18 protein-coding genes and 1 tRNA gene are annotated in these 22,970 nt (G+C 70.9%); 11 read left to right on the forward strand and 8 right to left on the reverse strand.

Features of this window, described 5'->3' with window-relative positions:
- The first annotated feature begins 199 nt into the window (after positions 1-199).
- The 3 genes from VZL07_RS03105 (at position 200) to VZL07_RS03115 (ending at position 4,092) form a co-directional block, all read left to right on the forward strand.
- Positions 200-2,959, forward strand: coding sequence for a LuxR C-terminal-related transcriptional regulator (locus tag VZL07_RS03105; protein WP_426753830.1), 2,760 nt, complete (start codon positions 200-202; stop codon positions 2,957-2,959).
- A gap of 299 nt (positions 2,960-3,258) precedes the next feature.
- Complete coding sequence (locus VZL07_RS03110; protein WP_426753831.1) at positions 3,259-3,810, forward strand: GNAT family N-acetyltransferase; 552 nt, start codon at positions 3,259-3,261, stop codon at positions 3,808-3,810.
- A gap of 21 nt (positions 3,811-3,831) precedes the next feature.
- Positions 3,832-4,092: a YdeI/OmpD-associated family protein gene (locus VZL07_RS03115; RefSeq protein WP_426753832.1), complete on the forward strand. Its 261-nt coding sequence runs from the start codon at positions 3,832-3,834 to the stop codon at positions 4,090-4,092.
- A gap of 1,680 nt (positions 4,093-5,772) precedes the next feature.
- On the opposite strand, the gene VZL07_RS03120 is transcribed toward VZL07_RS03115, so the two are convergent.
- Entirely contained in the window at positions 5,773-6,144 is a 372-nt protein-coding gene (locus tag VZL07_RS03120; protein ID WP_426753833.1) for a cupin domain-containing protein, read from the reverse strand.
- Positions 6,145-6,335: 191 nt separating this feature from the next.
- Entirely contained in the window at positions 6,336-6,536 is a 201-nt protein-coding gene (locus VZL07_RS03125; protein WP_426753834.1) for a cold-shock protein, read from the reverse strand.
- 351 nt (positions 6,537-6,887) lie between these two features.
- Here VZL07_RS03125 and VZL07_RS03130 point away from each other — a divergent pair, with 351 nt between their 5' ends.
- The 4 genes from VZL07_RS03130 to VZL07_RS03145 all read left to right on the forward strand — a co-directional run bounded on the left by VZL07_RS03130 (position 6,888) and on the right by VZL07_RS03145 (position 9,849).
- Complete coding sequence (locus tag VZL07_RS03130) at positions 6,888-7,463, forward strand: periplasmic heavy metal sensor (protein ID WP_426753835.1); 576 nt, start codon at positions 6,888-6,890, stop codon at positions 7,461-7,463.
- 50 nt (positions 7,464-7,513) lie between these two features.
- A complete protein-coding gene (locus VZL07_RS03135; protein ID WP_426753836.1) occupies positions 7,514-7,747 on the forward strand; it encodes a hypothetical protein in 234 nt (77 codons plus the stop codon).
- 15 nt (positions 7,748-7,762) lie between these two features.
- A complete protein-coding gene (locus tag VZL07_RS03140; RefSeq protein WP_426753837.1) occupies positions 7,763-8,443 on the forward strand; it encodes a response regulator transcription factor in 681 nt (226 codons plus the stop codon).
- A 113-nt stretch (positions 8,444-8,556) separates the two neighbouring features.
- Positions 8,557-9,849, forward strand: coding sequence for a HAMP domain-containing sensor histidine kinase (locus VZL07_RS03145; RefSeq protein WP_426753838.1), 1,293 nt, complete (start codon positions 8,557-8,559; stop codon positions 9,847-9,849).
- 337 nt (positions 9,850-10,186) lie between these two features.
- On the opposite strand, the gene VZL07_RS03150 is transcribed toward VZL07_RS03145, so the two are convergent.
- From VZL07_RS03150 to VZL07_RS03170, 5 genes are all read right to left on the reverse strand, one after another.
- Positions 10,187-11,020, reverse strand: a complete 834-nt coding sequence (locus tag VZL07_RS03150; protein WP_426753839.1) for a carboxypeptidase regulatory-like domain-containing protein — start codon at positions 11,018-11,020, stop codon at positions 10,187-10,189.
- A gap of 100 nt (positions 11,021-11,120) precedes the next feature.
- Positions 11,121-11,978 carry an ABC transporter permease gene (locus tag VZL07_RS03155; protein ID WP_426753840.1) on the reverse strand — a complete coding sequence of 286 codons (858 nt, stop codon included), beginning with the start codon at positions 11,976-11,978 and terminating at the stop codon, positions 11,121-11,123.
- Entirely contained in the window at positions 11,975-12,967 is a 993-nt protein-coding gene (locus tag VZL07_RS03160; protein WP_426753841.1) for an ATP-binding cassette domain-containing protein, read from the reverse strand. The genes VZL07_RS03155 and VZL07_RS03160 overlap by 4 nt, the downstream gene beginning before the upstream one ends.
- 29 nt (positions 12,968-12,996) lie before the next feature.
- Positions 12,997-13,881: a heme o synthase gene (gene cyoE / locus VZL07_RS03165; protein ID WP_426753842.1), complete on the reverse strand. Its 885-nt coding sequence runs from the start codon at positions 13,879-13,881 to the stop codon at positions 12,997-12,999.
- Between the two features lie 318 nt (positions 13,882-14,199).
- A complete protein-coding gene (locus VZL07_RS03170; protein WP_426753843.1) occupies positions 14,200-16,551 on the reverse strand; it encodes a tetratricopeptide repeat protein in 2,352 nt (783 codons plus the stop codon).
- A 193-nt stretch (positions 16,552-16,744) separates the two neighbouring features.
- Here VZL07_RS03170 and VZL07_RS03175 point away from each other — a divergent pair.
- The 4 genes from VZL07_RS03175 (at position 16,745) to VZL07_RS03190 (ending at position 22,281) form a co-directional block, all read left to right on the forward strand.
- Positions 16,745-16,820 (forward strand) — tRNA-Ala (locus tag VZL07_RS03175).
- 107 nt (positions 16,821-16,927) lie between these two features.
- Entirely contained in the window at positions 16,928-17,554 is a 627-nt protein-coding gene (locus VZL07_RS03180) for a DUF2760 domain-containing protein (protein ID WP_426753844.1), read from the forward strand.
- A 61-nt stretch (positions 17,555-17,615) separates the two neighbouring features.
- Complete coding sequence (locus VZL07_RS03185; protein ID WP_426753845.1) at positions 17,616-19,478, forward strand: Hsp70 family protein; 1,863 nt, start codon at positions 17,616-17,618, stop codon at positions 19,476-19,478.
- 25 nt (positions 19,479-19,503) lie between these two features.
- Complete coding sequence (locus VZL07_RS03190; protein ID WP_426753846.1) at positions 19,504-22,281, forward strand: Hsp70 family protein; 2,778 nt, start codon at positions 19,504-19,506, stop codon at positions 22,279-22,281.
- A gap of 181 nt (positions 22,282-22,462) precedes the next feature.
- Here VZL07_RS03190 and VZL07_RS03195 read toward each other — a convergent pair whose 3' ends face one another.
- Positions 22,463-22,864 (reverse strand): hypothetical protein, encoded by a 402-nt coding sequence (locus VZL07_RS03195; protein ID WP_426753847.1) that lies wholly within the window; start codon positions 22,862-22,864, stop codon positions 22,463-22,465.
- Positions 22,865-22,970: the final 106 nt, after the last annotated feature.

Below are 22,970 nucleotides of genomic sequence, written 5' to 3' on the forward strand. Positions count from 1 at the left end.
GGGGAAGCGTTGCTGTCCGGGGATTACCAGTGGGCCGCGCGACATTGCCCCCACCGAAGGGAGGGGAAACGGCCTGTGTGACGCATTGCAGTGTTCAATTCGCGACGCTCGCGATGGGATTGCTTCGCGCGAGCCCGACCTGATTCACCGGTTTTCCGTGGTCTACTGACTGACGCAATCGGCCGAAGGGGTGGTGCCCATGGCAAGCCTTCGAAGCGCACCGGACAGTCGTCATGCGTCAACGACGGAGCGCCCGGGAGCGCCGGGCGAGCCGCTCTCGCGTCTGCTGCCCTCGAAGCTCGCTCCTCCGCGGACGGCATCCGTGCTGGTGCCGTGTAGCGCGGCCCTGCGGAAAGTCGACGAGGGTATTCACGGGAAGCTGGTGCTGGTGACGGCGCCACTCGGCTCGGGCAAGACGACGCTCCTGACGCAGTGGTATCGCGAGGCGCGCGCACCACACCTGCTCGCGTGGCTGTCGCTCGATGAACAGGACAACGCGCCCGAGCGGTTCTTCTCGTACCTGGCCGGGGCGATTCGCCGGGCCGCGCCGGACTTCGACGCATACAGCACGAGCCAGCCCGACCACGCGACCTCGGTCCTGCTGCGGAGCCTGTGGAACCTGGGCCGCGAGCTCGTCGTGGTGCTGGATGACTTCCATGTGCTGCACGAGCGCTCGCTGGTGCGGGCCTTCTCGTACCTGCTCGACCACTCGCCACCGCACGTGCACTGGATTGTCGCGTCCCGCCACCCACCCGAGCTGGACCTGGCCAGGCTGAAGCTCACCGAGCAGCTCGTGACGCTCGACGGCCGGGACTTGAGCCTGGACGGCGACGCCATCCGCGAGCTCGGCCTTCGCCTGTGCGGCGCCGCGCTCACGCCCGAGGACATCGAATTCCTCCGCGCGCGCACGGAGGGGTGGGTCGCAGGCGTCAAGCTGGCCCTGCTGTCCGCGGGCGAGCACGCGAGCGTGAGCGACGCGCTGAGGAAGGCCATTGGCTCCAACCACGACGTGGCGAAGTACCTGGCGGACGCGGTGCTGCGTGAGCAGCCCGAGGAGGTCCGCGAGTTCCTGGTCCTGAGCTCGGTGGTGGAGCAGCTCAACGGGGAGCTCTGCAACGCGCTCATGGGCATCACCCGCGGGCCCGCCCTGCTGGCGCACCTCGAGCGGTCACAGCTGTTCATCCAGCCGCTCGACGCCGAGCACCAGTGGTACCGGTACCATCCCCTGTTCCTCGACGTCCTGCGGGCCCAGCTCGCCTGCGACTACGGAGACCGCGTCCCGGGACTCCACCGCGCGGCGAGCGCATGGTTCGCCCAGCGCCAGATGCCGGACGAGGCGCTGACGCATGCGTTCGCCTCGGGCGACAGGGGCTGGTGCCTGGAGCTCACCGCCCGCTGCATGGAGGCGTGGATGCGCGAGGGCGAGATTGCCTCCGTCCTTCAGTGGACGGCCCGGCTGACGCCTGAGGAGGTCATCCGGTCGCCGGCCATCTGCGTGGGACACATCGCGTGCCTCGTCCTGTCCCGTCGCTTCGCGCACGCGACGTCGGCGCTCCAGGACGCCCAGTACCACCTCGAGACGGCGTACCCGGTGGCCTCCCCGGAGCGCGAACGGCTGTCGAAGCGGCTCGCGCACCTCACGCTGCTCCACGCCGTGCTGTCCGACTCGGCTCCGGACTCCGGAATCGACCTGGACGCCTCGCCGGGGTCCGAGGAGTCGGATGTCTTCATCGCTGGCGCGGTGCTGGCCGCGAAGGCCTACCAGGCGCTCCGGATGAACCGGTTCGATGCGATGCGCCGGCTCGCGCTGAGCGCGCGGGAGACGCTGCAGGGGCACAACAACCCCTTCCTGGTCGGGTACACGGACGTCCTCGTCGCGCTGGCGGACCGGGCGCAGGGGAACATGAAGGACGCCGCGGAGCGATGCGAGGAGGCCTTCGAGCGCGCGAGCCGCGGACGGCGCAACCCGGTGTGGGTGAATGCGGCGACGGCGCTCGCCAACGCTCGCTACGAGCAGAACCGGCTCGACGAAGCCGAAGCGCTCTGCGTCGAGGTGCTGCCGCTGCTCCCGCAGGCCTCCGTGTTCGAGACCTTCGCGCTCGCCTACCTCATGCTGGCCCGCATCAAGACGGTTCGCGGGAAGTACGCGGAGGCCTACCGGCTCCTGGACTACCTCCACAGTGTCCTCGAGTGCAGCCACCAGACGCGCTTCCTGGCCCACGTGTGCGGAGAGAAGATCCGCCTCTACCTGGTGGAACAGGCGCCCACGCGGATGAGGGTGGTGGCCCAGGAGTTCGGCCTGGGCGAGCGCATGCGGCGAGGGGAATGGAGCGAGAAGCGCTTCTACGACGAGACGTGGGAGCGGCTCGGGCTCGCGCAGGCCTGGGTGATGATGGTGCGAGGCCGCCACGACAAGGCGCACGCCATCCTGGAGACCCTGCGCGCCAGCGCCCATGAGGCGGGCTACGTGTCCCGCGAGACGGCGCTGCTGGCCGCGATTGCCGTGTGCCAGTGGCGGGCGGGGGACGCGCTGGCGGCCTTCGCCGCGCTGAACCGGGGCTTCGCGCTGGTGCAGCGCTTCGGCTTCGGGCGCAGCGTGTTCGACGAGACGCCGGGCTTGCAGGAGGTCGTCGTCGCGGCCGCCATGCAGCGGAAGCTGAGCTACGCCCTGCCGGCCCGCTACACCACGCGGTACCAGGACCTGCTGTCGGCGGGCCCCCGCGTCCCACGCGAGTTCGCGACGCCCCCCTCCGCGCCGCTGGAGCCACTCACCGAGCGCGAGCTCCAGATGCTCAAGCTGCTCGCGCAGGGGCTGAGCAACCAGGAGATCAGCGAGCGCTCCAACGTGGCGCTCTCCACGACCAAGTGGCACCTGCGGAACGTGTTCGCCAAGCTGGAGGTCACCACCCGCACCGCCGCCATCGTGAAGGCGCAGGAGCGACTGCAACGGAACCTGTGAGGGGGGCCACGGGCCCGTCGAGAAGGTAGAGGGCCTGGTTCCGCGAGGCTTCGAGAGGAGACCGGGATACCTCCGGTGTGACGGCGAGTGGTCCACCCACACTCCTCGTGGGAGGCGAGGCCGGACGCCGCCCGCAGCGGCTGGGCGCAGGTGGGATGTGGTGGACCTCGCGTCCCCTCCCCGCTCTAAGCTCCGGGGCAGTCCCCGCGTCCCCGCCATGTCGAGCCCAGGGGCGGATGAAACGGACGTCACGCGCCACCGCAGGCGCGGAATGGCTCCATGCCTCAGGAGAAGTCCTCATGTCCGCAACCACCATCCCCACCGTCGAGACCGAGCGCCTCGTCCTCTCCGGCCACCGCCTCGAGGACTTCGAGGAATGCCTCGCGATGTGGGCCGACCCGGCGGTCGTGCGCCACATCAGCGGCAAGCCGTCCACGCGGGAGGAGATGTGGGCGCGGCTCCTGCGCTACGTGGGCCACTGGCAGCTCCTGGGCTACGGCTTCTGGGTGGTGCGTGAGAAGGCCACCGGGCGCCTCGTGGGCGAGGTGGGGCTGGGCGACTTCCATCGCGACATGCAACCGTCACTGGACAGCGCCTTCGAGGCGGGGTGGGTGCTGGCGCCCTGGTCGCACGGCAAGGGCTACGCCACCGAGGCGGTGCGCGCCGCCCTCGCCTGGGCGGACGCCCACCTTCGTCCAGCGCGCATGGCGTGCATCATTGCCCCCGAGAATGTCGCCTCCATTCGCGTCGCCGAGAAATGCGGCTTCCGCCAGACCGGCCAGGGCGTCTACAAGGGTGAACCCTCGCTCATGTTCGAGCGCGTGTCACAGCCGGCGCCGGGGGCCCGATGATTCACGAGGTGGATTGAGTCCATGGCAACAACGAAGCGACCGGCACTCAAGCGCGCCAGGAACCCGATGCCCGCCCACGTCCGGGCGGCGCTCGTCGAGCGCGGATTGATGGACGCCTACAAGGCGCGGCCGCCGTACCAGCAGAACGACTACCTTGGCTGGATTGGCAGAGCCAAGCTCGAGGCCACCCGGCTCAAGCGTCTCAACCAGATGCTGGACGAACTGGCAGGAGGGACGAAGTACATGAACATGTCATGGTCCGGCGGACGGAAGCAGCGCTGAGTCGAACCTCGCTGCCGCTGACGTACGGACCACCGACGCGGCGACGGCCCCTCGCTCCATCTTCACGAAGAGGCATGGCACTTCGATTGGGCCAATGTGCCGCCCCGGGACACCTGGAGTGCATTCGGTGGCAAGCGGCCACTGAGACGTGCATGGCGCAACGCCTCACAGGGCTGCGCCAGGCATAGAACCGTTGCCTGTTCCCTCCATGCGGGCGCGCTTGGCTCCCCGCTGCTGCGGTGTCAGCCATGGCAAGGGCCAGGCAATAGTTACTCGTGCACCCTCCAGCCCGAGGAATAGCGCCTGACGAAAGGCGACGTGGCGCTGACCGTTGGCAAGGGCTCAGGCGTTAGAATGGACAGGATGATGACGCGATTCGTCCTGTTCCTCGCCGTGGTCTCGCTCTGGCTTTGGCCGACAGCGACGCAGGCATGTGTCTGCATCGTGGGTGGGGGTGACCTTCACCAAGACCTCAAAACGGCACGTGAACGTACGAGCGCAATCTATCGGGCTCGCGTCCTTCCATTTCCACCGGGCCCGCGTTGGGGCCCCGCGGAGGTCGAGGTCCTGGAGGTCTTCAAAGGGCAAGTCGCCGTGGGCGAGAAGTTCACAATCCCCACGAGTGGCGGAGGCGATTGCCTCATTCAGTTCCAGTCGGACACCGAGTACCTCATGTACGCCGAGCCTGAAAAACCCAGGTTCGTCTGGAGATGCTCCCGTACCCGGCCGTTGGACACCCCGGATGACCCGGAGCTGGACTGGCTCAGAACGGGGACGCTGCCTCGCATTCCAGTCGTGCTCCAGCGCGAGTCCGTGTCATGCGAGCCCTGCGACATAAACCGCATTGGCGGCCAGCTGACGGCCCGTCCAGGGAAAGCCCCCGTCGCTCCGCAAGAGGAACGCAAGGCACTCGCCTTGATGAAAGCCGGCCGTCCATTCTTCACCGACTCCAGCATGGCCTCAGATTCGGAGCGGCGGGTCATGGTGGGCAGGACGTGGGAAGGCAAGACGTTCGAGCTGACTCAGACGCCTGATGACTCCGTCGACGAGCCCTGCAGACAGCAGGTCCACCTCCGGTGGTGCAAGCGAATCGAAGTATCGAGGCCACACCCGGACAGCGGCCCATCCTTCCGCTGCATCGAGCCGGAGCCCGCTGCTCTGGTATGCGACGAAAACAAGAGCCGCACGTCGAAGTGGGAGCTCCCGGAGCCACTCTCCGCGGGCCAGTGCAGGTGGCGCACTCCCAACAATGCCAGGTGCACGCTCAGCAGCCCCCCTGCCCCACTCGCGGCGGGCGTGCCTGCGTCGCCAGTGCTGGTCTGCAGGCCCAAGGCGGGACACCAGCCCAATTACACATGCAGCGTCCAGCCTGCTCCGATGCCGCCACGGCCCGAGTAGACGACGAGGGCCTGGCCGGAGGTCGGCTGGGATTCATGGCACGTCATTGAACGGCGCTCCCCTGCGCCGCGAGCGCCACCCAGTTCAGCCACGAGACCGCCCGCGCGTTGCGCCGACTCCCCCAGGGCCGAGATGCGGGCACGTGCTGCCAGGTCCTGGCCCAGGTCACCGCGACGCCATCCCTTTCAGCCATGCCACAGGGCTTTTGCCTCGACCGCAAATGAAGCCGCTCCCAGCACCGTGCCTCGTGGCACGGCCCCCAAAGGCCCCTGCCATCAGGCCTCACGCCTTCGCGGGCTGCTTCCCTGCATCCTTGCCTTCGTCGCGGCCATGCACGGACGCAGGCGGGCTGGTCGCCTCCACGGCGGAGAACGTCTCCAGCACCTTGTACGTATGACTGGAGCCGCGCGGCACCAGCCAGGAGTCACCGGGGTTGAGCAGGATGACCTGTCCCTCCAGGTGCAGCTCCGCGCGCCCCTTCAGCACGTAGCCGACCGTCTCGTAGTCCCTCACGGTGAGGGGCGCGGCCTCCCCTGGTGGCTCGTCCTCCCACAGCCGCATCGACAGGCGGACGCCGGACGCCAGGTACTTCTGCCCCATCTCCCCCTTGGGAGAGTGCCGACTCTCCACCTTCTTCACGCTGGTGTCGCCCATGCCTTCTTCTCCGTTGGATGGCGGCGGGTACGCCGCGCGTCTGCCGTGAAGGTAAGGAAGGCCTCCAGCTGTCGACGAACCCCCGAAGCGGGCCGCCTGCCCGGCATACCAGGGGCCAGACATGCGAAGGCCCCGCCTCCCTGGTGAGGAGACCGGGCCTCGGGCACACACAAGCGTGGCCTGCGGATGCTTCAGATGGCGCGGACGTTCTGCGCCTGGAGGCCCTTCGGGCCGCGCGTCACGTCGAACTCCACCTGCTGCCCCTCCTGGAGGGTGCGGAAGCCATCCATGTTGATGGCGGTGTGGTGGCAGAAGACGTCCTCACCGTTCTCCTGAGCGATGAAGCCGAACCCCTTGGCGTCGTTGAACCACTTCACGGTACCAGTTGCCATGTGACCTTCTTCTTTCTGCTTCGTGGCCGCCGCCAAGGGCTGCCCGAACGACTGTGCGGAGCGGACATCGCGCCGGCGCCCTAACGACAAACCGCCCGGCATTTCCTGTCCACACGCGAACCGCCTTTCGGGCAGCCTGCCGTCCGCCAGCGGACACTCCGTATCCCGGGACTTCCCTGGCGCGTCGCCCGACGTCTGCCTCTCCGCACTTCCCGGGCGCCTCGCAGCGGGCACGCCTTCACACTTCTTCATCCCGCGCGGGCGCGGCCTTCATACCCGCCTTCTACCTTCCCGCCCGTCGTCACCTCACCGCCGGCCCGCTCGGTCCGGCCTCATTGGGAGCGTGGAAGCATGTTCGGGTTTCTCTTTGGAACGGCCTGCCTCGCCGGGCTCATCTACACCGTCCGCGGTGGACCTCACTGGCGCCACCCCTCACACCGCAGGGGCCGCTGGAGCGGACGCAACCGCCTTCGCTGGCTCTTCGAGCACCTGGATACGTCCCCCGGCCAGGAGAAGGTCCTCCTCAAGGCCGCGGACGATGTCATGGAGGCTTTCGCCAAGGCCCGCGACGAGCTCGGCCCCAGCCGCACCGCGGTGGGCACCGCTTTGCGCGGTGAGCACTTCGATGGTGCCGCCCTGCGCGAGCTCTTCGCTCGTCACGACGTGGCCATCGACAACGTGCGCCGCACGCTCCAAGGCGCGCTCGCCCAGGTCCATGAGGCGCTCGACCCGAAACAGCGCCGCGAGCTGGCGGACCTGCTCGAACACGGTCCTGGCTACGCCCACCGCTGGCATGGAGGCCACGGAGGCTGGCACCGCCGCTGTGGTGGGCCCGGTGGCTGGCGAAGTGGAGCGTTCGGGCACGGCGGAGGCCGCCACGGTGACGGCCCTGGCCCCTGGCGCACGGATGGCCCGCGCGAGGTGTGAGGCACACCCGGTCCGTCCCTGGATTCTCGAACGCCCGAAGGAGCATCCCCATGCGCCGCCGCCTGCTCATCGTCCTGCTCGCCCTGGGCACCGTCGGAGGCTACGCCTCCGGCTTCGCCCGCCTCGCCCGGCACCGCTCACACGAGCGCCATCACTGCCACCATGGCTCCGTGGAGCACGGCTGGAGTCCGAACAGCCCCCACGGGCGATGGGAGCCACCCGGCCATCCCAGGGTGACTTCCCCGTCGACGACCAGCCCCACCATCCACATCGCGCATCCCTGAAGTAGAAAGCAGTGCATGTCCACGCGCGTCCTGCTCATCGACGACGACACCCGGATGTATGAACTGCTCGCGCAGTACCTCGGGCAGAACGGCCTCACCGTCGCCCACGCCGCCGATGGTGGCCGGGGGCTCGCGGCGCTGGAGGCCAATGCCTACGACGCGGTGCTGCTCGACGTGATGATGCCGGGCATCGACGGCCTGGAGGTCTGCAAGCGCATCCGCGCCAAGAGCCGCATCCCCGTCATCATGCTCACCGCCAAGGGAGACGAGACGGACCGCGTGGTCGGCTTGGAGCTCGGCGCGGATGACTACCTCCCCAAGCCCTTCAGCCCTCGCGAGCTTCTCGCCCGGCTGAGGGCCGTGCTGCGGCGCTCGCAGCCCTCGGCGGTCGCGGACCGGCTGGAGGCCGGGGGCGTGTGCATCGACGTGGCCGGACGCGAGGTGCGCGTGGAGGAGCGGCCCGTGGAGCTGACTGGCCTGGAGTTCGACCTGCTCGTGGCGCTGGTGCGCAGGGCCGGGCGCGTCATCCCGCGCGACGCCCTGCTGGGAGAGGCCGGGCGCAGCGACACCGTGGTGGGTGAGCGCACCGTGGACGTGCACATCTCCCACCTGCGACAGAAGCTCGGCGACACGGGCACCCGCCTCATCAAGACGGTGCGCGGCGTGGGCTACGTCTTCGCCAAGGAGGGTGCGTGAGACGCGGCCGCCACGGCGGGCTCTTTCGGCCCCCGCACGGATGGGGCGACTGGGGAAACGCGCACGAATGCGGTCCCTGGGGGTACCGGCACCCGCCCCATGGCTACTGGCACATGGGGCGACTGGGGAGCTTCGTGCGCGCCCGGTTGCACCGGCGCCTCTTCCTGTGGTTCGGCCTGTCCATCATCGCCACGTGCGCGGTGGTGTTCACGGTGATGAGCCTGGTGGGCGGCGGCACGTGGAAACAGGAAGGCGAGCGGGTGCGCGCCTTCCTGAGCCACCGCTTCGAGGAGGTCTGGGACGAGCCAGCACGACGCAACGCGCTGGTGGACTCCATCGCCAGGGACTTGCAGGTTGGCGTGGAGCTGCGCGACGCGACCGGCGCCCTGCTGGCGCAGACGGAGCCGCCATGCCGGCGGCCCGAGCTCACGCTGCCCGTGATGCGCGACGGCGCCCTGCTGGGCTCGGTGGGCGCCTGCTACTCCAGCTTCCGTCCAAAGAGTCCCCTCAAGGTGGTGCTGCCGCTGGCGCTGTCGTGCATGGTGCTGTGGCTGGCCGCCGGCAAGCTCGCGAGGCGGCTCGCGCGCCCCATGGATGAGCTGGTGCGCGCCACCCGGGAGCTTGGCTCGGGCCGGCTGGACTCGCGCGCGGACATCGCGCCGCAGGTCACCGGTGAGTTCGCCGTGCTGGCGGATGCCTTCAACGACATGGCCGGGCGCATCGAGAAGCAGGTCGCGGACCAGCGCGAGCTGCTGGCCGCCGTGTCCCACGAGCTGCGCACGCCGCTGGCCCGGCTGCGCGTGCTGACGGAGCTGCTGCGGGACGGCGGCGGCAACCCGAAGACGCTGGACCAGGTGGACCGGGAGGTCGTGGAGCTGGACGCGCTGGTGGGCGAGCTGCTCGCCAGCTCCCGGCTGGACTTCGGCCAGCTCACGCCGCGTGTCCTCGACGGCCGGACACTCGCCACGCAGGCCCTGGAGCGTGCCGGGCTGACCAGCGCCATCCTGGACGCGGACGTGGAGCACGCCGGGCTCGTCGGCGACGCGACGCTGCTGGGCCGCGCGCTGGCGAACCTCCTGGAGAATGCACGCAAGCACGGCACCGGCGCCGAGGCGCTGCGACTCCTGGAGCGAGGCGAGCACCTGGCCTTCTGCGTGGACGACCGCGGACCGGGGCTCCAGCCGGGCGAGGACGAGCGCATCTTCCGCCCCTTCTATCGGAAGGACTCGGGCGCGGAGGCCCGCGAGGCGGGTTCGCTGGGCCTGGGGCTGGCGCTGGTCCAACGCATCGCGCACGCGCACGGCGGAGACGTCTTCGCGGAGAACCGTCCAGGCGGAGGCGCCCGGGTGGGCTTCACCGTGCGGAAGGTCGGCCCGCCGAGCACGGAGCGCCGCCCAGCCGCGTGAAGCGCGAGGCGAGGGATGGCGCCCCTCTCCTCGCCCCACTTCGCGTGCGCGCCGAGGAGAGGGGCCCGGCGATACGTCGCTCCGACGAGCCGGGGACTCTCGGCATGGGGTGCGAGTCGACGAAAGAGGCAGCTCCCCGCGCCCCTACCTCACGCATGCGACGGAGGACCGAGCGCGACGGCTCGTCGCTCCGGCGAGCCGGACACTCCCAACGTGAGGCGAAAGCCGAGGGGTTGGCCCCCTGTCCCACCTTGCGCGCGCCGCTAGACGAGCGCAGCGGGCGTCGGCATCGACGCGCCGGGCGCTCCCGCGAGGAGCGCTCCGGCTCACGCCGCTGTCACTTCTGTGCGGACGCGTCCTCTGCGGTGAAGGTGAACGACGCCTCCGCCGGCGCATCGTCCTTCACGGTGACCTCGGCCGTCTTCGTGCCGAGCGTCTCGTGCCAGGCCTCCACCGTGTACGTCCCCGCGGGCAGGCCCTCGAGCGAGAACGCGCCGTCCTCGCCCGTCGTCGCGAAGTACGGATTCTCGTTGCGGACGACGAACGCCGACATCCACGGGTGCACGTCGCACTTGAGCTTCAGCACGTCGGCATCCGCGGGCATCGGCCGCTCCACGGGCGCGCCCGACGGCGGCTGCGCGACGTTGAACGCCGGCTTGGTGCCCACGATGCCGCGCACGTTGTGCAGCGTGCCGTCGCTGTTCTTGAACGCCACCTGCTGGCCCACCATCGCCCCCTGGACGCGCGGCACATAGGTGCACTTCGACTGGTCCACCACCACCGGGGTGCGCGGCGCCGGGGGCGCACCGGCGACCTGGCCTTTCACGCGCACCAGCACGTTCTGCAGGTTCCCGTCCTTCACCAGCACCGACGCATCCTTCGTCGCCATGCCCTCGCACGCCGGGTCATTGCTGGCGGGGATGTCGGCGGCCTCGGGCGGCGTGCCGGTGAACTTCACCGTGCCCTTCACCACGCCCTTGCCCGCCGGAGCCACGGGCGCGGCGGCAGCGCCTTCGGGCGCCTGGATGGGCGAGGCGGCGTGCTCCTTCTTCGCGGCGGGCGCCGCGGCAGGTGCCGCCGCGGCTGGAGCGGCCTCCTCCTTCTTGCAGGCAGAGAGGGTCAGCAGCCCCGCGGTCCCCAGCAGCGTCAGGCCGAGCGTGCGCAGCGTCATCGTGCAATCTCCTCGGAAAGTCAGGTGATGCGTCTGCCCACCTCGTAGCGAAAGGGGCAGCGCATGTCCAACCCACCGAGACGCCGCGAAGGCGGGCTGTCTACTCGCGGCGGCTGACGCTGAAGGCGGCCAGGCCCACGAACACCGCGGCGAAGGCCACCAGCACCGGCACCTCCAGCCCCGCCGAGGACGCGGAAGCGCCCAGCGCCACCGACGCGTCCGCGCCGTACAGCGCCCGACGCACGCCTTCCACGGAGTAGCGCATCGGGTTGAGCCGCATCACCCAGGCCAGCCAGGTATCCGCGCCCTTGAGCGGGAACATGGCGCCGGACAGCACCCACATGGGCAGCAGCACGATGCTCATCACCGCGTGGTAGCCCGCACTGGAGCGCACCCACCACGCCAGCGACATGCCCATGCCCGTCAGCGCCAGCGCCGACAGCACCATGACGGCCAGCAGCAACGGCACGTTCAGCGTGGCCGCGCTCACGCCCGCCAGCGGCGCCAGCAGCAGGAACAGCGACGCCTGGAGCAGCGCGATGGCCGACGAGCCCAGCGCCTTGCCCAGCACCACCGCCAGCCGGGAGCCGGGCCCGGCGAGCACCGCCTGGAGGAAGCCCTCCTTCCGGTCCTCGATGACGGTAATCGTCGCGAAGATGGCGCTGAACAGCAGCACCATGGTGACGACGCCGGGGAAGAAGAACTGCTGGTAGCCCAGCCCCTGCGCGCCCTCCACGCGGAACGAGCCCGCGAAGCCAGAGCCGATGACGAACCAGAAGAGGATGGGCTGCGCGAGCGCGCCCACCACCCGGGACGGCTGGCGGAAGAAGCGCACGATGTCGCGCATCATCAGGACCCGCACCGTCGCCCACTGGAGCGCGAGCGTCCCGGGCGGAGTCGACACGGCCGGGGCCCCGGCGTTCATCGGTTCGGGGGCGGCGGACAGCTCGGCGCTCATCGACGTCTCCTCGGCGCGGGTTCAGCGGTGGGCACGTCCGCGCCCAGCGCGCGCCCCGTCAGCTGGAGGAACACGTCCGCCAGCGTGGGCCGGCGCAGCGACACGGAGGTCAGCCTCCCGGCCGGGAAGGCCTCCACCAACCGGGGCACCAGCGCGTGGCCCTGCGAGGCCTCCACCTGCACCCGGCCCTCCACCACCTTCGCGTCCAGGCCCAGCCGCTCGCGGAGCTCGGCCGCCAGGGACTCGGGATTGGACGCTTCCACGGAGAGGATGTCCCCGCCCATGCGGGAGGCCAGCGCCTGCGGCGTGTCGCACGCCACCAGCCGGCCCGCATCCAGCACCGCCAGCCGGTCGCAGACCTCGGCCTCGTCCGCGCGGTGCGTGGTGAGCAGCACCGTGAGGCCCTCGCTGTCGCGCAGCCGCTTCAGGTGCGCCCAGAAGGTGCGGAAGGCCGCCTCGTCCAGGCCCTGCGTGGGCTCGTCCATGAGCAGCACGCGCGGCTGGTGCACCAGCGCCCGCGCCAGCTCCAGTCGGCGGCGCATGCCCCCGGACCACGTGGACACGCGCTCGTCGCCACGGTCGGCCAGGCCGATGAGCGACAGCATCGCTTCCACCCGCTCGCGCGCCCGTGGACCACCCAGGCCATACAGCCGGGCGCCGAGCATCAGGTTCTCCCGCGCGGTGAGCAGGTCATCCAGGCTGCTGCGCTGGAAGATGATGCCCATCTGCCGGCGCAGCGATGGGTCGCTCAGCGCCAGCTCGCGGCCCTCGAAGCGCACCTGTCCCGCATGGGGGGCCAGCAGGCCCGCGAGGACCTGGAACGTGGTGGACTTGCCCGCGCCGTTGGGCCCCAGGAGGCCCAGGATCTCCCCCGGCCGCACCGACAGGGACAGGCCATCCACGGCCGTGCGCCCCTTGAAGCGGCGCGTGAGCCCCTCCAGCTGGAGCAGCGGAAGGGAGGTGGCGGTGGAGACCTGAATCTGGGGCATGAATGGGCGTCCCCCGTGCGCCCCGGACGCTATCCGCGAGGAACGCGGTCCAGCGCCAGCGCGGCGAACAGGACGGTGAGGTAGATGAGTGAGAAGAAGAACGTCTGGCGAGCCCAGGTGTTTCCCAGCCGCCGGAAGAAGCCCCACGCCCCCAGCCCGAGGAAGCTCAGCCCCAGCACCACCGCCGAGGCCAGGTACCACGTCCCCGCGATATGGAGCTGGAAGGGCAGGAGCGTCATCGGAATCAGCGCCACCAGGTAGAGCACCACCTGCGCGCGGCTGGACTCGTCACCGCGCTCCAGGGGAACCGACTTGAGGCCCGCCGCCCGGTACTCCTCCTTGCGGAACAGGGCGATGGCGATGAAGTGCGGCATCTGCCAGAGGAACATGATGGCGAAGAGCGCGAAGCCCCCCGCGTCCACCTGGTTCGTCACCGCCGTCCAGCCCATGAGCGGGGGCAGCGCGCCGGGCACCGCGCCCACCAGCATGGCGGCGGACGTGCGCGCCTTCAGCGGCGTGTACGCCAGCACGTAGCTCAAGAGCGCCAGCAGGCCCAGCGCGGCGGTCAGCACATTGGCGCCCAGCGCCAGCGCCGGCAGCGACACGGCCGCCAGGGAGATGCCGAACCACAGCGCCACCGCCGGCTCCATGCGACCGGAGGGCAGCGGCCGGTTGCGGGTGCGCGCCATGAACTGGTCGCTGTGCCGCTCCCAGTAGCAGTTGAGGGCATTGGCCGCGCCCACGGTGCCCGCCGTGGCCAGCAGCGTCACCAGCGCGTTGACGGCGCCCAGGCTGCCGGGCGCCAGCCACATGCCGCCCGCCGCGGTGACGAGCACCAGGGTGGAGAGGCGCGGCTTGGTGAGGGAGATCAGGTCGGACGCGACTGTCGGCAGGGACTCGGCACGCGCGTTCACACAGACTCCAGGGGGTGGGCACGACAGTCAGGCTGCCGGCGCGGTAACGGACTTCCCATACAGGCACCACCCGGGGGTGGGCAAGGACACGGCACCCCAGGGAGACCGCGGGGGACGGACGCCCGGCTGGCCCCCGTGACACGTCACGGCGACACCGGATTCCCGCCACCCACCCCGGTGCGCTCGGGACGACAAACGCCTCGGGGCATAACGTCAGGGCGCCGGTGGCATCAACCACGACAACGGGGCTGACCGCGCGTTCTACTGCCCGCGCGCATCAGCCCCGCTTGTCCCGCGCCCCGGTGGCGCCGGGCCTGCTCAGCCGCCCGACAGGGACCGGGCGGCCGAGGCGTGCTCGCCGCTCGGGTCGCGCTTCAGGTACTCCTGGGCCAGCATCCTCGCCTTGGCGCCCTGCTTCGCGTCCTTCGCCAGCAGCGTGGCGTAGAAGTAGTAGGCGGGCGTGTACGCCTCGTCCGCGTTGAGGGCGCGCTGGTACGTCTCGTCCGCCTTCGCCGCGTCGCCCTTGCCCTGGAACACCCGCCCCAGCTCGGTGAGCGCCATGGCCGCGCGGTCCGCCTGACCGATGAACTCCTGGCTCGCCTTCTCCAACTGCTCCTGGGCCTTCGCCCACTCGGAGCGCTCGCGGTAGATGGCGCCCATGGCCAGCCGGGCCTCCGGGTTCTTCGCCTTCGGGTCCTTCACCGCACGCTGGTACTGGGCCAGGGCCTCATCCAGCTTGCCCTGGCGGCGGTACGCGTTGCCCAGCATCACCACCAGCTTGGGGCTGTCGCCCATCGTCTTCAGGGCCGTCTGGAGCGCATCCGCGGCTTCCTTCTCGCCGCCCTGCTTGCCCATCAGCGACTTCGCCAGCTCGACGTAGAACTGGGCGCGCGAGCTGTCCATGCGGATGGCCTTGCGAATCTCATCGGCGGCCGCGTCGAAGTTGCCCTCCGCCAGCAGCCGGCGGCCCTTGATGAGGTGCAGCTCCGGGTTCTGCTTGTCGAGCGAGAAGCCGGTGTCCTCGCTCTTGAGCATCTCCGCGCGGGCCTTTTCCTTCTCGACTGGCACCGCGGTGGCCTCGGCGAGCTTCTGCTGCATGTCCGGCTTCATGTCCGCCATGGCCGTCGACACGCGGCTGATCAGCAGCGAACGGGCCAGGTGCGCGGCGGCGAGCTGCCGTGGCGACGGCGGTGGGTCCGCCTCCAGGAGCTTCTTCAGCATGGTGTGGGCCAGCCCGAAGTTGGGCGAGTCCTGCTCCAGCATCAGCAGCGAGCGCCCCAGCAGCGACTCCGGGTGGTCCTTCTCGTACCGGAGGGCGAAGTCGTAGTTCCGCCAGGCGGCGGCGTCCTGCCCCAGCCGCCGGTACACCGTGCCCAGGCCCGCGTAGGTGCGCGGGTCATCCGGCGACAGCACCTGCGCGCGGTCCAGGCTGTCGCGGCCACGCTCCAGGTCGCCCGCGTTCATCTGGATGAGGCCCAGCGTGAGGTACAGCAGCGAGCTGGAGCGGCCCTCCGCGTCCAGGCCCTTCACCTTCTCCTCGAGCTGCCCCAGGGCGTCCTTGCCCTTGCCGCTGTAGGTCTGGATGAGCGCCTCGGCCGCGATGAGGTGCGAGCTGAGGTCGCCGCCCTTCTTTCCAGCGGCCAGGTGCTCCTCGGCCTGCCGGCGCGCGTCGTCACCCCCACCGTGCTCACCCCAGCGGATGGCCCAGGCGTAGGCGAGATAGCCGTGCGCCACGGAGGAGTCGGCGTCCACCTCCAGCGCCTGGTCCGCGGCCTCGACGGCCTTCTTGTAGCTGTCGAAGGAGTCGTGCTTGAGCAGCTCGCTGGCCGCATCCAGGCTCTTCTTCAGCTCGCGCGACTTCTGCCGGGCGTTGGCCGAGTACCAGCCATACCCGATGGCGAACACCGGGATGGCCACCAGCAGGGCCAGCGTCACCATCTTGTTGCCACGGCCGCCCGACGAGGCGCGGCGGCGCGACACCGGCTCGTCGTCCTCGTCCTCGTCCACCTCCTCCACGACCACCTGGGGGCGGCGGGGCTGGGGGGCGGGACGCGGCGCCTCGGCGCGCGCGGTGGCCGCCGGGGCCGGCGCGGGCGAGGCCGCAGCGGGCTTGGCCGCCGGCGCATCCGCCGCCCCGGTCGCCGCGACATTGGAGAGCGCGGAGGCGGACTGCTGGGTGGCGGACGGAGCCGGCGCCGCCGTGGGCGCGGGCGGAGCCGCGGGGGCGGCCGCCGCGGGGCGCGGCAGCTCGATCTTGTGCTGCTGGAGCAGCGTGACGGTCTCCGGGTCACCCGGATCCGCCGTATAGGCCTTGAGGAGGTTCGCCTTGCCGGGCTCAACCTCGCCCGTCTTCAGCTGGAGGGCGCCGGCCATGCGCAGCGCCGCCTTGTCGTCGGGCTGGACCTGAAGGGCCCCGAGCGCCTCCTCCAGCGCCTTCTTGTCCTTGCCCTGCTCCGCATAGACGCGGGCGAGCAGGAGGCGGGGGTCTGCCGCGTTCGGGTGCGCCTTCACCCCCTTCTTGCAGACGACCATCGCCTCCATGAAGCGGCCCATGCTCAGGTACGCTTCGGCGAGGGGCTTGTAGGCCGCCGACGAAGGGTCGGAGGCAAACGCATGTTCAAGCTTCGCGAGCTCGGCCGGGCTCAACGTCTTCGAAGGGGAGATAGACATTAACGGGGGGCAGCAAAACGGGCGGGAAGGATACGCCTGACAAGAGCGGTTTTTATGGCACCCGGTACGCAGCACGTCAATCGCCGGAATCCATGTTCGAAGCTTGCGCTTGACACCGCGAAGGGCCTCCGGTACTAGCCCATCCCACTTCGGCGGCCCCAAACCGCCGAGGCGCAGAAGGCAGGACCGTTGTGGGGGTGTAGCTCAGTTGGGAGAGCGTCGCGTTCGCAATGCGAAGGTCGTCGGTTCGATCCCGTCCACCTCCACCATGCAACAAACGAAGGGCCTCACGGGAAACCGTGAGGCCCTTTGCATTTGCGGGCTCCCCGACGAACTGCCGAATTGCAAAGCATCCGGGCTTTGTTATCCGGTGCCGATGACCGACCAGCCCGCCTCTTTGTCGTTCTTCGCCCGCTTCTGGCTCGCCTGGCTGTGCTTCTGGCGCTGCCTCGTGTCCCGCGAGTTCGCCCAGGCCGTGCTGCCCGCGAGCAAGGCGTACGACGCAGGCCAGCTCGCCCAGCTTCCCTCGGGTGGCCCCGCCCCCACGCCGCTCCGCAAGCAGGAAGAAGCGCGGCCCGCCCCCCGGGCGCCCGAGCCGCCCCCTGCCCTGCCGCCCGAGCGCGAGCACGCCAGTGCCCTCTCCCTGCTGGGCATGCTCCAGCGAGAGGGCCGCTTCGTGGACTTCCTCCAGGAGAACGTCTCCGCCTTCTCGGACGCGGAGGTCGGCGCCGCGGCGCGCATCGTCCATGAAGGCTGCCGCAAGGTGGCGCAGACGTACCTGACGCTGGAGCCGGTGCTGCCCCAGTCGGAAGGCGACGCGGTGGCCGTGCCCGTCGGGTTCGACGCCCAGCGCATCCGCCTCACCGGCAGCGTGGCCGGCCAGCCGCCCTACAACGGAGTGCTGCGCCACCACGGCTGGATGACGACGGCGGTGAAGCTACCCACGGTGAGCCCCGCCATCGACCCGCGCGTGCTTGCTCCCGCGGAGGTCGAGCTTTCCTGAGCCGGCCGCCGCGGCCCCACAGCGCGAACAAACAGGCGCCTTCCAGGAGTTCTCGTCCGATATGGCCCGCTATTCCATTGGCATCGACCTGGGTACCACGCACTCCGCGGTGTCGTACTTCAACCTGGAGGAGGGCAAGCCGCGAGGCGGCGCGCAGTCCATGCTGCCCGTCCCCCAGCTGACGGCGCCCGGCACCGTCGAGGCCCGTCCGCTGCTGCCCTCCTTCCTCTATCTGCCCTCCACGCAGGAGTTCCCCGCGGGCAGCCTCGCGCTGCCGTGGAAGCCGGAGGCCAGCACCCTCATCGGTGAGTTCGCCCGCACGCATGGCGCCAAGGTGCCCACCCGGCTGGTGTCCTCCGCCAAGAGCTGGCTGTCCCACCCGGGCGTGGACCGGCGCGCGGCGCTGCTGCCATGGCAGGCGCCCGAGGAGGTGCAGCGCATCTCCCCTCTCGACGCCTCCGCGCGCTACCTGCGGCACCTGAAGGACGCGTGGGACCACACCTTCGCCCGCGAGCGCGACGAGTCCGGCAACGTCCTGGCCGAGCAGGACGTCATCATCACCGTCCCCGCCTCCTTCGACGCGGCGGCGCGCGACTTGACGCTGGAGGCCGCCAAGGCGGCGGGCATCCCCAACCTCACGCTGCTCGAGGAGCCCCAGGCCGCGCTCTACGCGTGGCTGGAGGCCATGGGGGAGAACTTCCGCAAGCAGGTGAAGCCCGGCGAGGTCATCCTCGTGGTGGATGTGGGCGGCGGCACCTCCGACTTCTCCGTCATCACCGTGCGCGACAACGAGGGGGATTTGGAGCTGCTGCGCGTGGCCGTGGGCGACCACATCCTGCTGGGCGGCGACAACATGGACCTGGCGCTGGCGCACACGCTGAACCAGCGGCTGGCCGCCGAGGGCAAGAAGCTGGATGCCTGGCAGTTCAACGCCCTCACCTACGGCTGCCGCCACGCGAAGGAGGCGCTCTACGCCGACCCGTCCCTGGAGCGCGCGCCCATCTCCGTGCCGGGCCGGGGCTCGTCGCTCATCGGCGGCACGCTGCGCACGGAGCTGACGCGCGAGGAGCTGGACCGCGTCCTCACCGACGGCTTCTTCCCGGTGACGCCCGTCACCGAGCTGCCGCGCACCGCGCGCCGCACGGGCCTGGCACAGATGGCCCTGCCCTACGCCCAGGACGCCGGCGTGTCCCGGCACCTGGCCGCCTTCCTCACGCGGCAGGCGCAGGCGCTCGCCGCCAGCCCGGACGCGCCGGTGGACGTGAGCGGCAAGGCCTTCCTCCACCCCACGGCGGTGCTCTTCAACGGCGGCGTCTTCAAGGCCGGCCCGCTGAAGGCGCGCGTCATGGAGGTGCTCAACGGCTGGCTCACGGCGGACGGCGGCGCGCCGGCCAAGGAGCTGGAGGGCGCGGACCTGGACCTCGCGGTGGCGCGCGGCGCCGCCTACTACGGCTGGGTGCGCCAGGGCCACGGCCTGCGCATCCGCGGCGGCACGGCCCGCGCCTACTACGTGGGCGTGGAGACGGCGATGCCCGCGGTGCCCGGCATGGAGCCCCCCGTGAAGGCGCTCTGCGTGGCCCCCTTCGGCATGGAGGAAGGCACGCAGGCGGACGTCCCGCCCCAGGAGTTCGGGCTCGTCACCGGGGAGCCCACCAGCTTCCGCTTCTTCTCCTCGTCCCTGCGGCGCGACGACAAGGTGGGCGTCATGCTGGAGGACGTGGACACCGAGCTGGCCAGCGGCGGGCTGGAGGAGCTGGCCCCCATTGAAACGACCATGCCGGGACAGCCCTCGGCCTTCAGTGACTTGACGCCCGTCAACCTCCAGGCGGCCGTCACGGAGGTGGGCACGCTGGAGCTCCGGTGCCTGGAGAAGGATGGCCCCGGGCGCTGGAAGCTGGAGCTCAACGTCCGCATGAAGGAGTAGAAAGCCATCCGTCAATCGGAGGCGTATGCGAATCGTTGGCATCGACCTGGGCACCACCCATTGCGCCGTGGCATCCGTGGACCCCTCGCGGGGCGCGGGTGCCCCCGTCGAGGACTTCCCCCTTCCCCAGCTCGTCCGGCAAGGCGAGGTGGCGCCCCGGGCCCTGCTGCCCTCCACCGTGTACGTGCCCGCCGGCCACGAGCTGGCCGCGGACTCCCTGACGCTGCCCTGGGGGGATGACGGCGGGCCCTATGTGGTGGGCGAGCTGGCGCGCTGGCAGGGCGCGCGCGTGCCGGGGCGGCTGGTGGCCAGCGCCAAGAGCTGGCTGTGCCACCCGGGCGTGGACCGCTCCGCGCCCATCCTCCCCTGGGGCGCGCCCGCGGACGTCCAGAAGCTGTCCCCGGTGGACGCCAGCGCCCTGCTGCTGACGCACATGGCCCGCGCGTGGGATTACGCGCACCCGGACGCGCCCCTGTCGAAGCAGGAGGTGGTGATTACCGTCCCGGCCTCCTTCGACGAGGCGGCGCGCGCCCTCACGGTGAGCGCGGCGCGCAAGGCCGGGCTGGAGAAGTTCACCCTGCTGGAGGAGCCGCAGGCGGCCTTCTACGACTACACCGCGCGCCACCGGGCGGACCTGGACAAGACGCTCTCCCACGTCCGGCTGGTGCTGGTGGTGGACGTGGGCGGCGGCACCACGGACTTCACGCTGGTGCACGCGGGCGTGTCCCCCGAGGGGCCCATGCTGCGGCGCCTGGCCGTGGGCGACCACCTGATGCTGGGCGGCGACAACATGGACGCCGCGCTGGCCCGCCGGGTGGAGGAGAAGCTCTTTTCGGACGGCCGCCGCCTGTCCGCCACCCAGTGGACGCAGGCCATCCAGGCCGCGCGCACCGCGAAGGAGGCGCTGCTGGGCCACGCGCCGCCGGAGAAGCACGGCGTCTCGCTGGTGGGAGGCGGCAGCAAGCTGCTGGGCGGCACGCTGTCCACGGAACTGACGCGCGACGAGGCCCAGGCGCTGGTGCTGGACGGCTTCTTCCCCCGCACCGCGCCCGCGGACCGGCCCCGCCGCGCCGCGCGCATGGCGCTCCAGGAGCTGGGCCTGCCCTACGTGCAGGACGCGGCGGTGACGCGACACCTGGCGGCCTTCCTCGCGCAGCACGCGGCGGCGGGCTTCGCGGCGCTCGGCGAGACGTCACCGGCGGAGGGCGCCCTGCCCCGCCCGGATGCCATCCTGCTCAACGGCGGCGTGTTCAACTCGCCCCAGATTTCCGAGCGACTGGTGGACGCCCTCTCCGCGTGGTGGCCGGACGCGCCGCGCATCGCCTTGCTGCGGCACGAGTCGCTCGAGCTCGCGGTGGCCCGGGGCGCCGCGTACTACGGGCTGGTGCGACGCGGCCATGGCCTGCGCATTGGCGGCGGCGCGGCGCGCGCGTACTACGTGGGGCTCCAGCGCGCGGCGGACAGCGCCGAGCAGCCCGCGCTGTGCCTCATCCCCCGCGGCTTCGAGGAGGGCCAGAAGGTGGACCTGGGCGAGCGCCCCTTCTCGCTCACCCTGGGGCGCCCGGTGCAGTTCCAGCTCTACTCCACCACCAGCGACCGCATCGACAAGCCGGGTGACCTGGTGCCCCTGGCCGAGGACCTCAAGCCCCTGCCCCCCATCCACACGCTGCTCAAGGGGGCCTCGGGCAAGGTGGCCGAGGTGCCGGTGCACCTGCAGGCGGCGCTGACGGAGATTGGCACGCTGGAGCTGTACTGCGTCTCCAACGCGGCGGACGAGCGGTGGCGCCTGGAGTTCGAGCTGCGCGGCACGGGCGGCTCCCACGAGCTGACCGTCACCGAGTCCATGCCCGCGCGCTTCGTCGAGGCGAAGGACAACATCGAGCGCGTCTACGGCAGCAAGCCGCTGCCCATTGGCCCCAAGGACGTGAAGCAGCTCAGCCGCACGCTGGAGAAGGCCCTGGGCCCGCGCGAGACGTGGCGCGTGCCGGTGCTGCGGGAGATGTGGAGCACGCTGTTCGCGGGCGCCAGCAAGCGCCGCCGCACCGAGGACCACGAGCGCGTCTTCTACAGCCTCACCGGCTTCAGCCTGCGGCCGGGCTTCGGCTACCCGCTGGACGGCTGGCGCGCGGAGCAGACCTTCGGCCTCTTCGACGCCCTGGTGCAGCACCACACCGACAAGGCGGTGTGGACGGAGTTCTGGGTGATGTGGCGCCGCATCGCCGGCGGGCTCGACGAGGCGCGGCAGCAGAAGCTGTACGCGTACCTCCAGCCCCACCTCGCCCGGAAGGTGCCGCCGGACGCGCCGCCGCCCGGGAAGCTCAAGGGCATCCAGCCGGAGGGCCTGGAGGAGATGGTCCGCACCGCGGCCTCGCTGGAGCACCTGCAGCCCGGCGACAAGGCGGAGCTGGGCCGGTGGATTGCCGCGCGCCTGAAGGCCGAGGCGAAGTCCGGCGGCCCCTGGGCCTGGTCCCTGGGCCGGCTGGGCGCGCGCGTGCCGCTGTATGGCAGCAGCCACAAGGTGGTGGACGTGGAGACGGCCGAGGCGTGGCTCACGCTGCTCCTGGAGCTGGACCTGCGGAAGATTGACGGCGCGTCCTTCGCGGCGGCCCAGCTCGCGCGGCTCACGGGGGACCGCACACGGGACTTGGACCCGGCGCTGCGCGAGCGCACGGCCCAGGCCCTGCTGGCGGCGAAGGCCTCCGAGACGTGGGTGCGCATGGTGCGCGAGGTCGTGGCCCTGGAAGCGGCCGACGAGGCGCGCGCGCTTGGCGACACGCTGCCCGCGGGCCTGCGCCTGTCCTGACGCGCTTCATCGGGTGGCGCGGACCCGCCGGGGAGGAGGCGCATCCACCGCCTCCTCGGCGTCCGCAGGGCCCGGGCGTCCTGGACAGTGGCCGTCCCGTCGGGATGTCTTGTGGGAAAAGCTCCCGCCGCGGCCGGCCCCGAAGCGGTCCGGCGCTCGGCAGCGAGCGTTGCGAGGTGGATCAGCCCTGCACGGCGGCGGCGGGCTCGGCGGGCACTTCCGCCGGCTCGGGCCGGGCAGCAGCGGCGTCCGTCACCACCTGGAGCACCGGCGCCGTGTCCTCCACGGGCGTGGCGGCGGCCTCCTTGGCGGCCTTGGGCTTCTTGCTGCCGGCGCCCGAGCGGCACGTGCGGCACCAGGGCTGATTGCGGATGGCGCCATCCGCCATCTTCCGCAGCCCGAACTGCGCCAGCGGCTTCAGCGTCTTGCACTTGATGCACATCAACGAGATGAGCACCTCGTGACCGTCCGCGTCGTAGACGGCGGACTTGCGACGCTTGCGCGGCTGGCCCTGCCCCGGTTCACGCTGCTTCGCCTTCTCCGGCGCAGCCGGCGCCATCATCGGGGTCACTTTGTAGAGCATGTCGGTTCCTCCAGCTCACGGGAGTCCGCACACGCAGGCCCTGGGCCACCTCGGAGCGGACACTCGCAGGGACTAGAGTAGGACCTCCTCTTCCCGTTGGAAACTG

It is taken from the genome of Pseudomyxococcus flavus, from assembly GCF_050038885.1.
Classification (GTDB): domain Bacteria; phylum Myxococcota; class Myxococcia; order Myxococcales; family Myxococcaceae; genus Myxococcus; species Myxococcus flavus.

What these genes read in the sequence shown, in the direction of transcription:
- VZL07_RS03190 (WP_426753846.1), top strand. Translation starts at nt 19,504, where the DNA reads ATGCGAATCGTTGGCATCGACCTGGGCACCACCCATTGCGCCGTGGCA.
- VZL07_RS03180 (WP_426753844.1), top strand. Translation starts at nt 16,928, where the DNA reads ATGACCGACCAGCCCGCCTCTTTGTCGTTCTTCGCCCGCTTCTGGCTC.
- VZL07_RS03160 (WP_426753841.1), bottom strand. Translation starts at nt 12,967, where the DNA reads ATGCCCCAGATTCAGGTCTCCACCGCCACCTCCCTTCCGCTGCTCCAG.
- VZL07_RS03125 (WP_426753834.1), bottom strand. Translation starts at nt 6,536, where the DNA reads ATGGCAACTGGTACCGTGAAGTGGTTCAACGACGCCAAGGGGTTCGGC.
- VZL07_RS03105 (WP_426753830.1), top strand. Translation starts at nt 200, where the DNA reads ATGGCAAGCCTTCGAAGCGCACCGGACAGTCGTCATGCGTCAACGACG.
- VZL07_RS03135 (WP_426753836.1), top strand. Translation starts at nt 7,514, where the DNA reads ATGCGCCGCCGCCTGCTCATCGTCCTGCTCGCCCTGGGCACCGTCGGA.
- VZL07_RS03130 (WP_426753835.1), top strand. Translation starts at nt 6,888, where the DNA reads ATGTTCGGGTTTCTCTTTGGAACGGCCTGCCTCGCCGGGCTCATCTAC.
- VZL07_RS03155 (WP_426753840.1), bottom strand. Translation starts at nt 11,978, where the DNA reads ATGAGCGCCGAGCTGTCCGCCGCCCCCGAACCGATGAACGCCGGGGCC.
- VZL07_RS03145 (WP_426753838.1), top strand. Translation starts at nt 8,557, where the DNA reads ATGGGGCGACTGGGGAGCTTCGTGCGCGCCCGGTTGCACCGGCGCCTC.
- VZL07_RS03185 (WP_426753845.1), top strand. Translation starts at nt 17,616, where the DNA reads ATGGCCCGCTATTCCATTGGCATCGACCTGGGTACCACGCACTCCGCG.
- VZL07_RS03150 (WP_426753839.1), bottom strand. Translation starts at nt 11,020, where the DNA reads ATGACGCTGCGCACGCTCGGCCTGACGCTGCTGGGGACCGCGGGGCTG.
- VZL07_RS03170 (WP_426753843.1), bottom strand. Translation starts at nt 16,551, where the DNA reads ATGTCTATCTCCCCTTCGAAGACGTTGAGCCCGGCCGAGCTCGCGAAG.
- VZL07_RS03195 (WP_426753847.1), bottom strand. Translation starts at nt 22,864, where the DNA reads ATGCTCTACAAAGTGACCCCGATGATGGCGCCGGCTGCGCCGGAGAAG.
- VZL07_RS03110 (WP_426753831.1), top strand. Translation starts at nt 3,259, where the DNA reads ATGTCCGCAACCACCATCCCCACCGTCGAGACCGAGCGCCTCGTCCTC.
- VZL07_RS03115 (WP_426753832.1), top strand. Translation starts at nt 3,832, where the DNA reads ATGGCAACAACGAAGCGACCGGCACTCAAGCGCGCCAGGAACCCGATG.
- VZL07_RS03140 (WP_426753837.1), top strand. Translation starts at nt 7,763, where the DNA reads ATGTCCACGCGCGTCCTGCTCATCGACGACGACACCCGGATGTATGAA.
- VZL07_RS03120 (WP_426753833.1), bottom strand. Translation starts at nt 6,144, where the DNA reads ATGGGCGACACCAGCGTGAAGAAGGTGGAGAGTCGGCACTCTCCCAAG.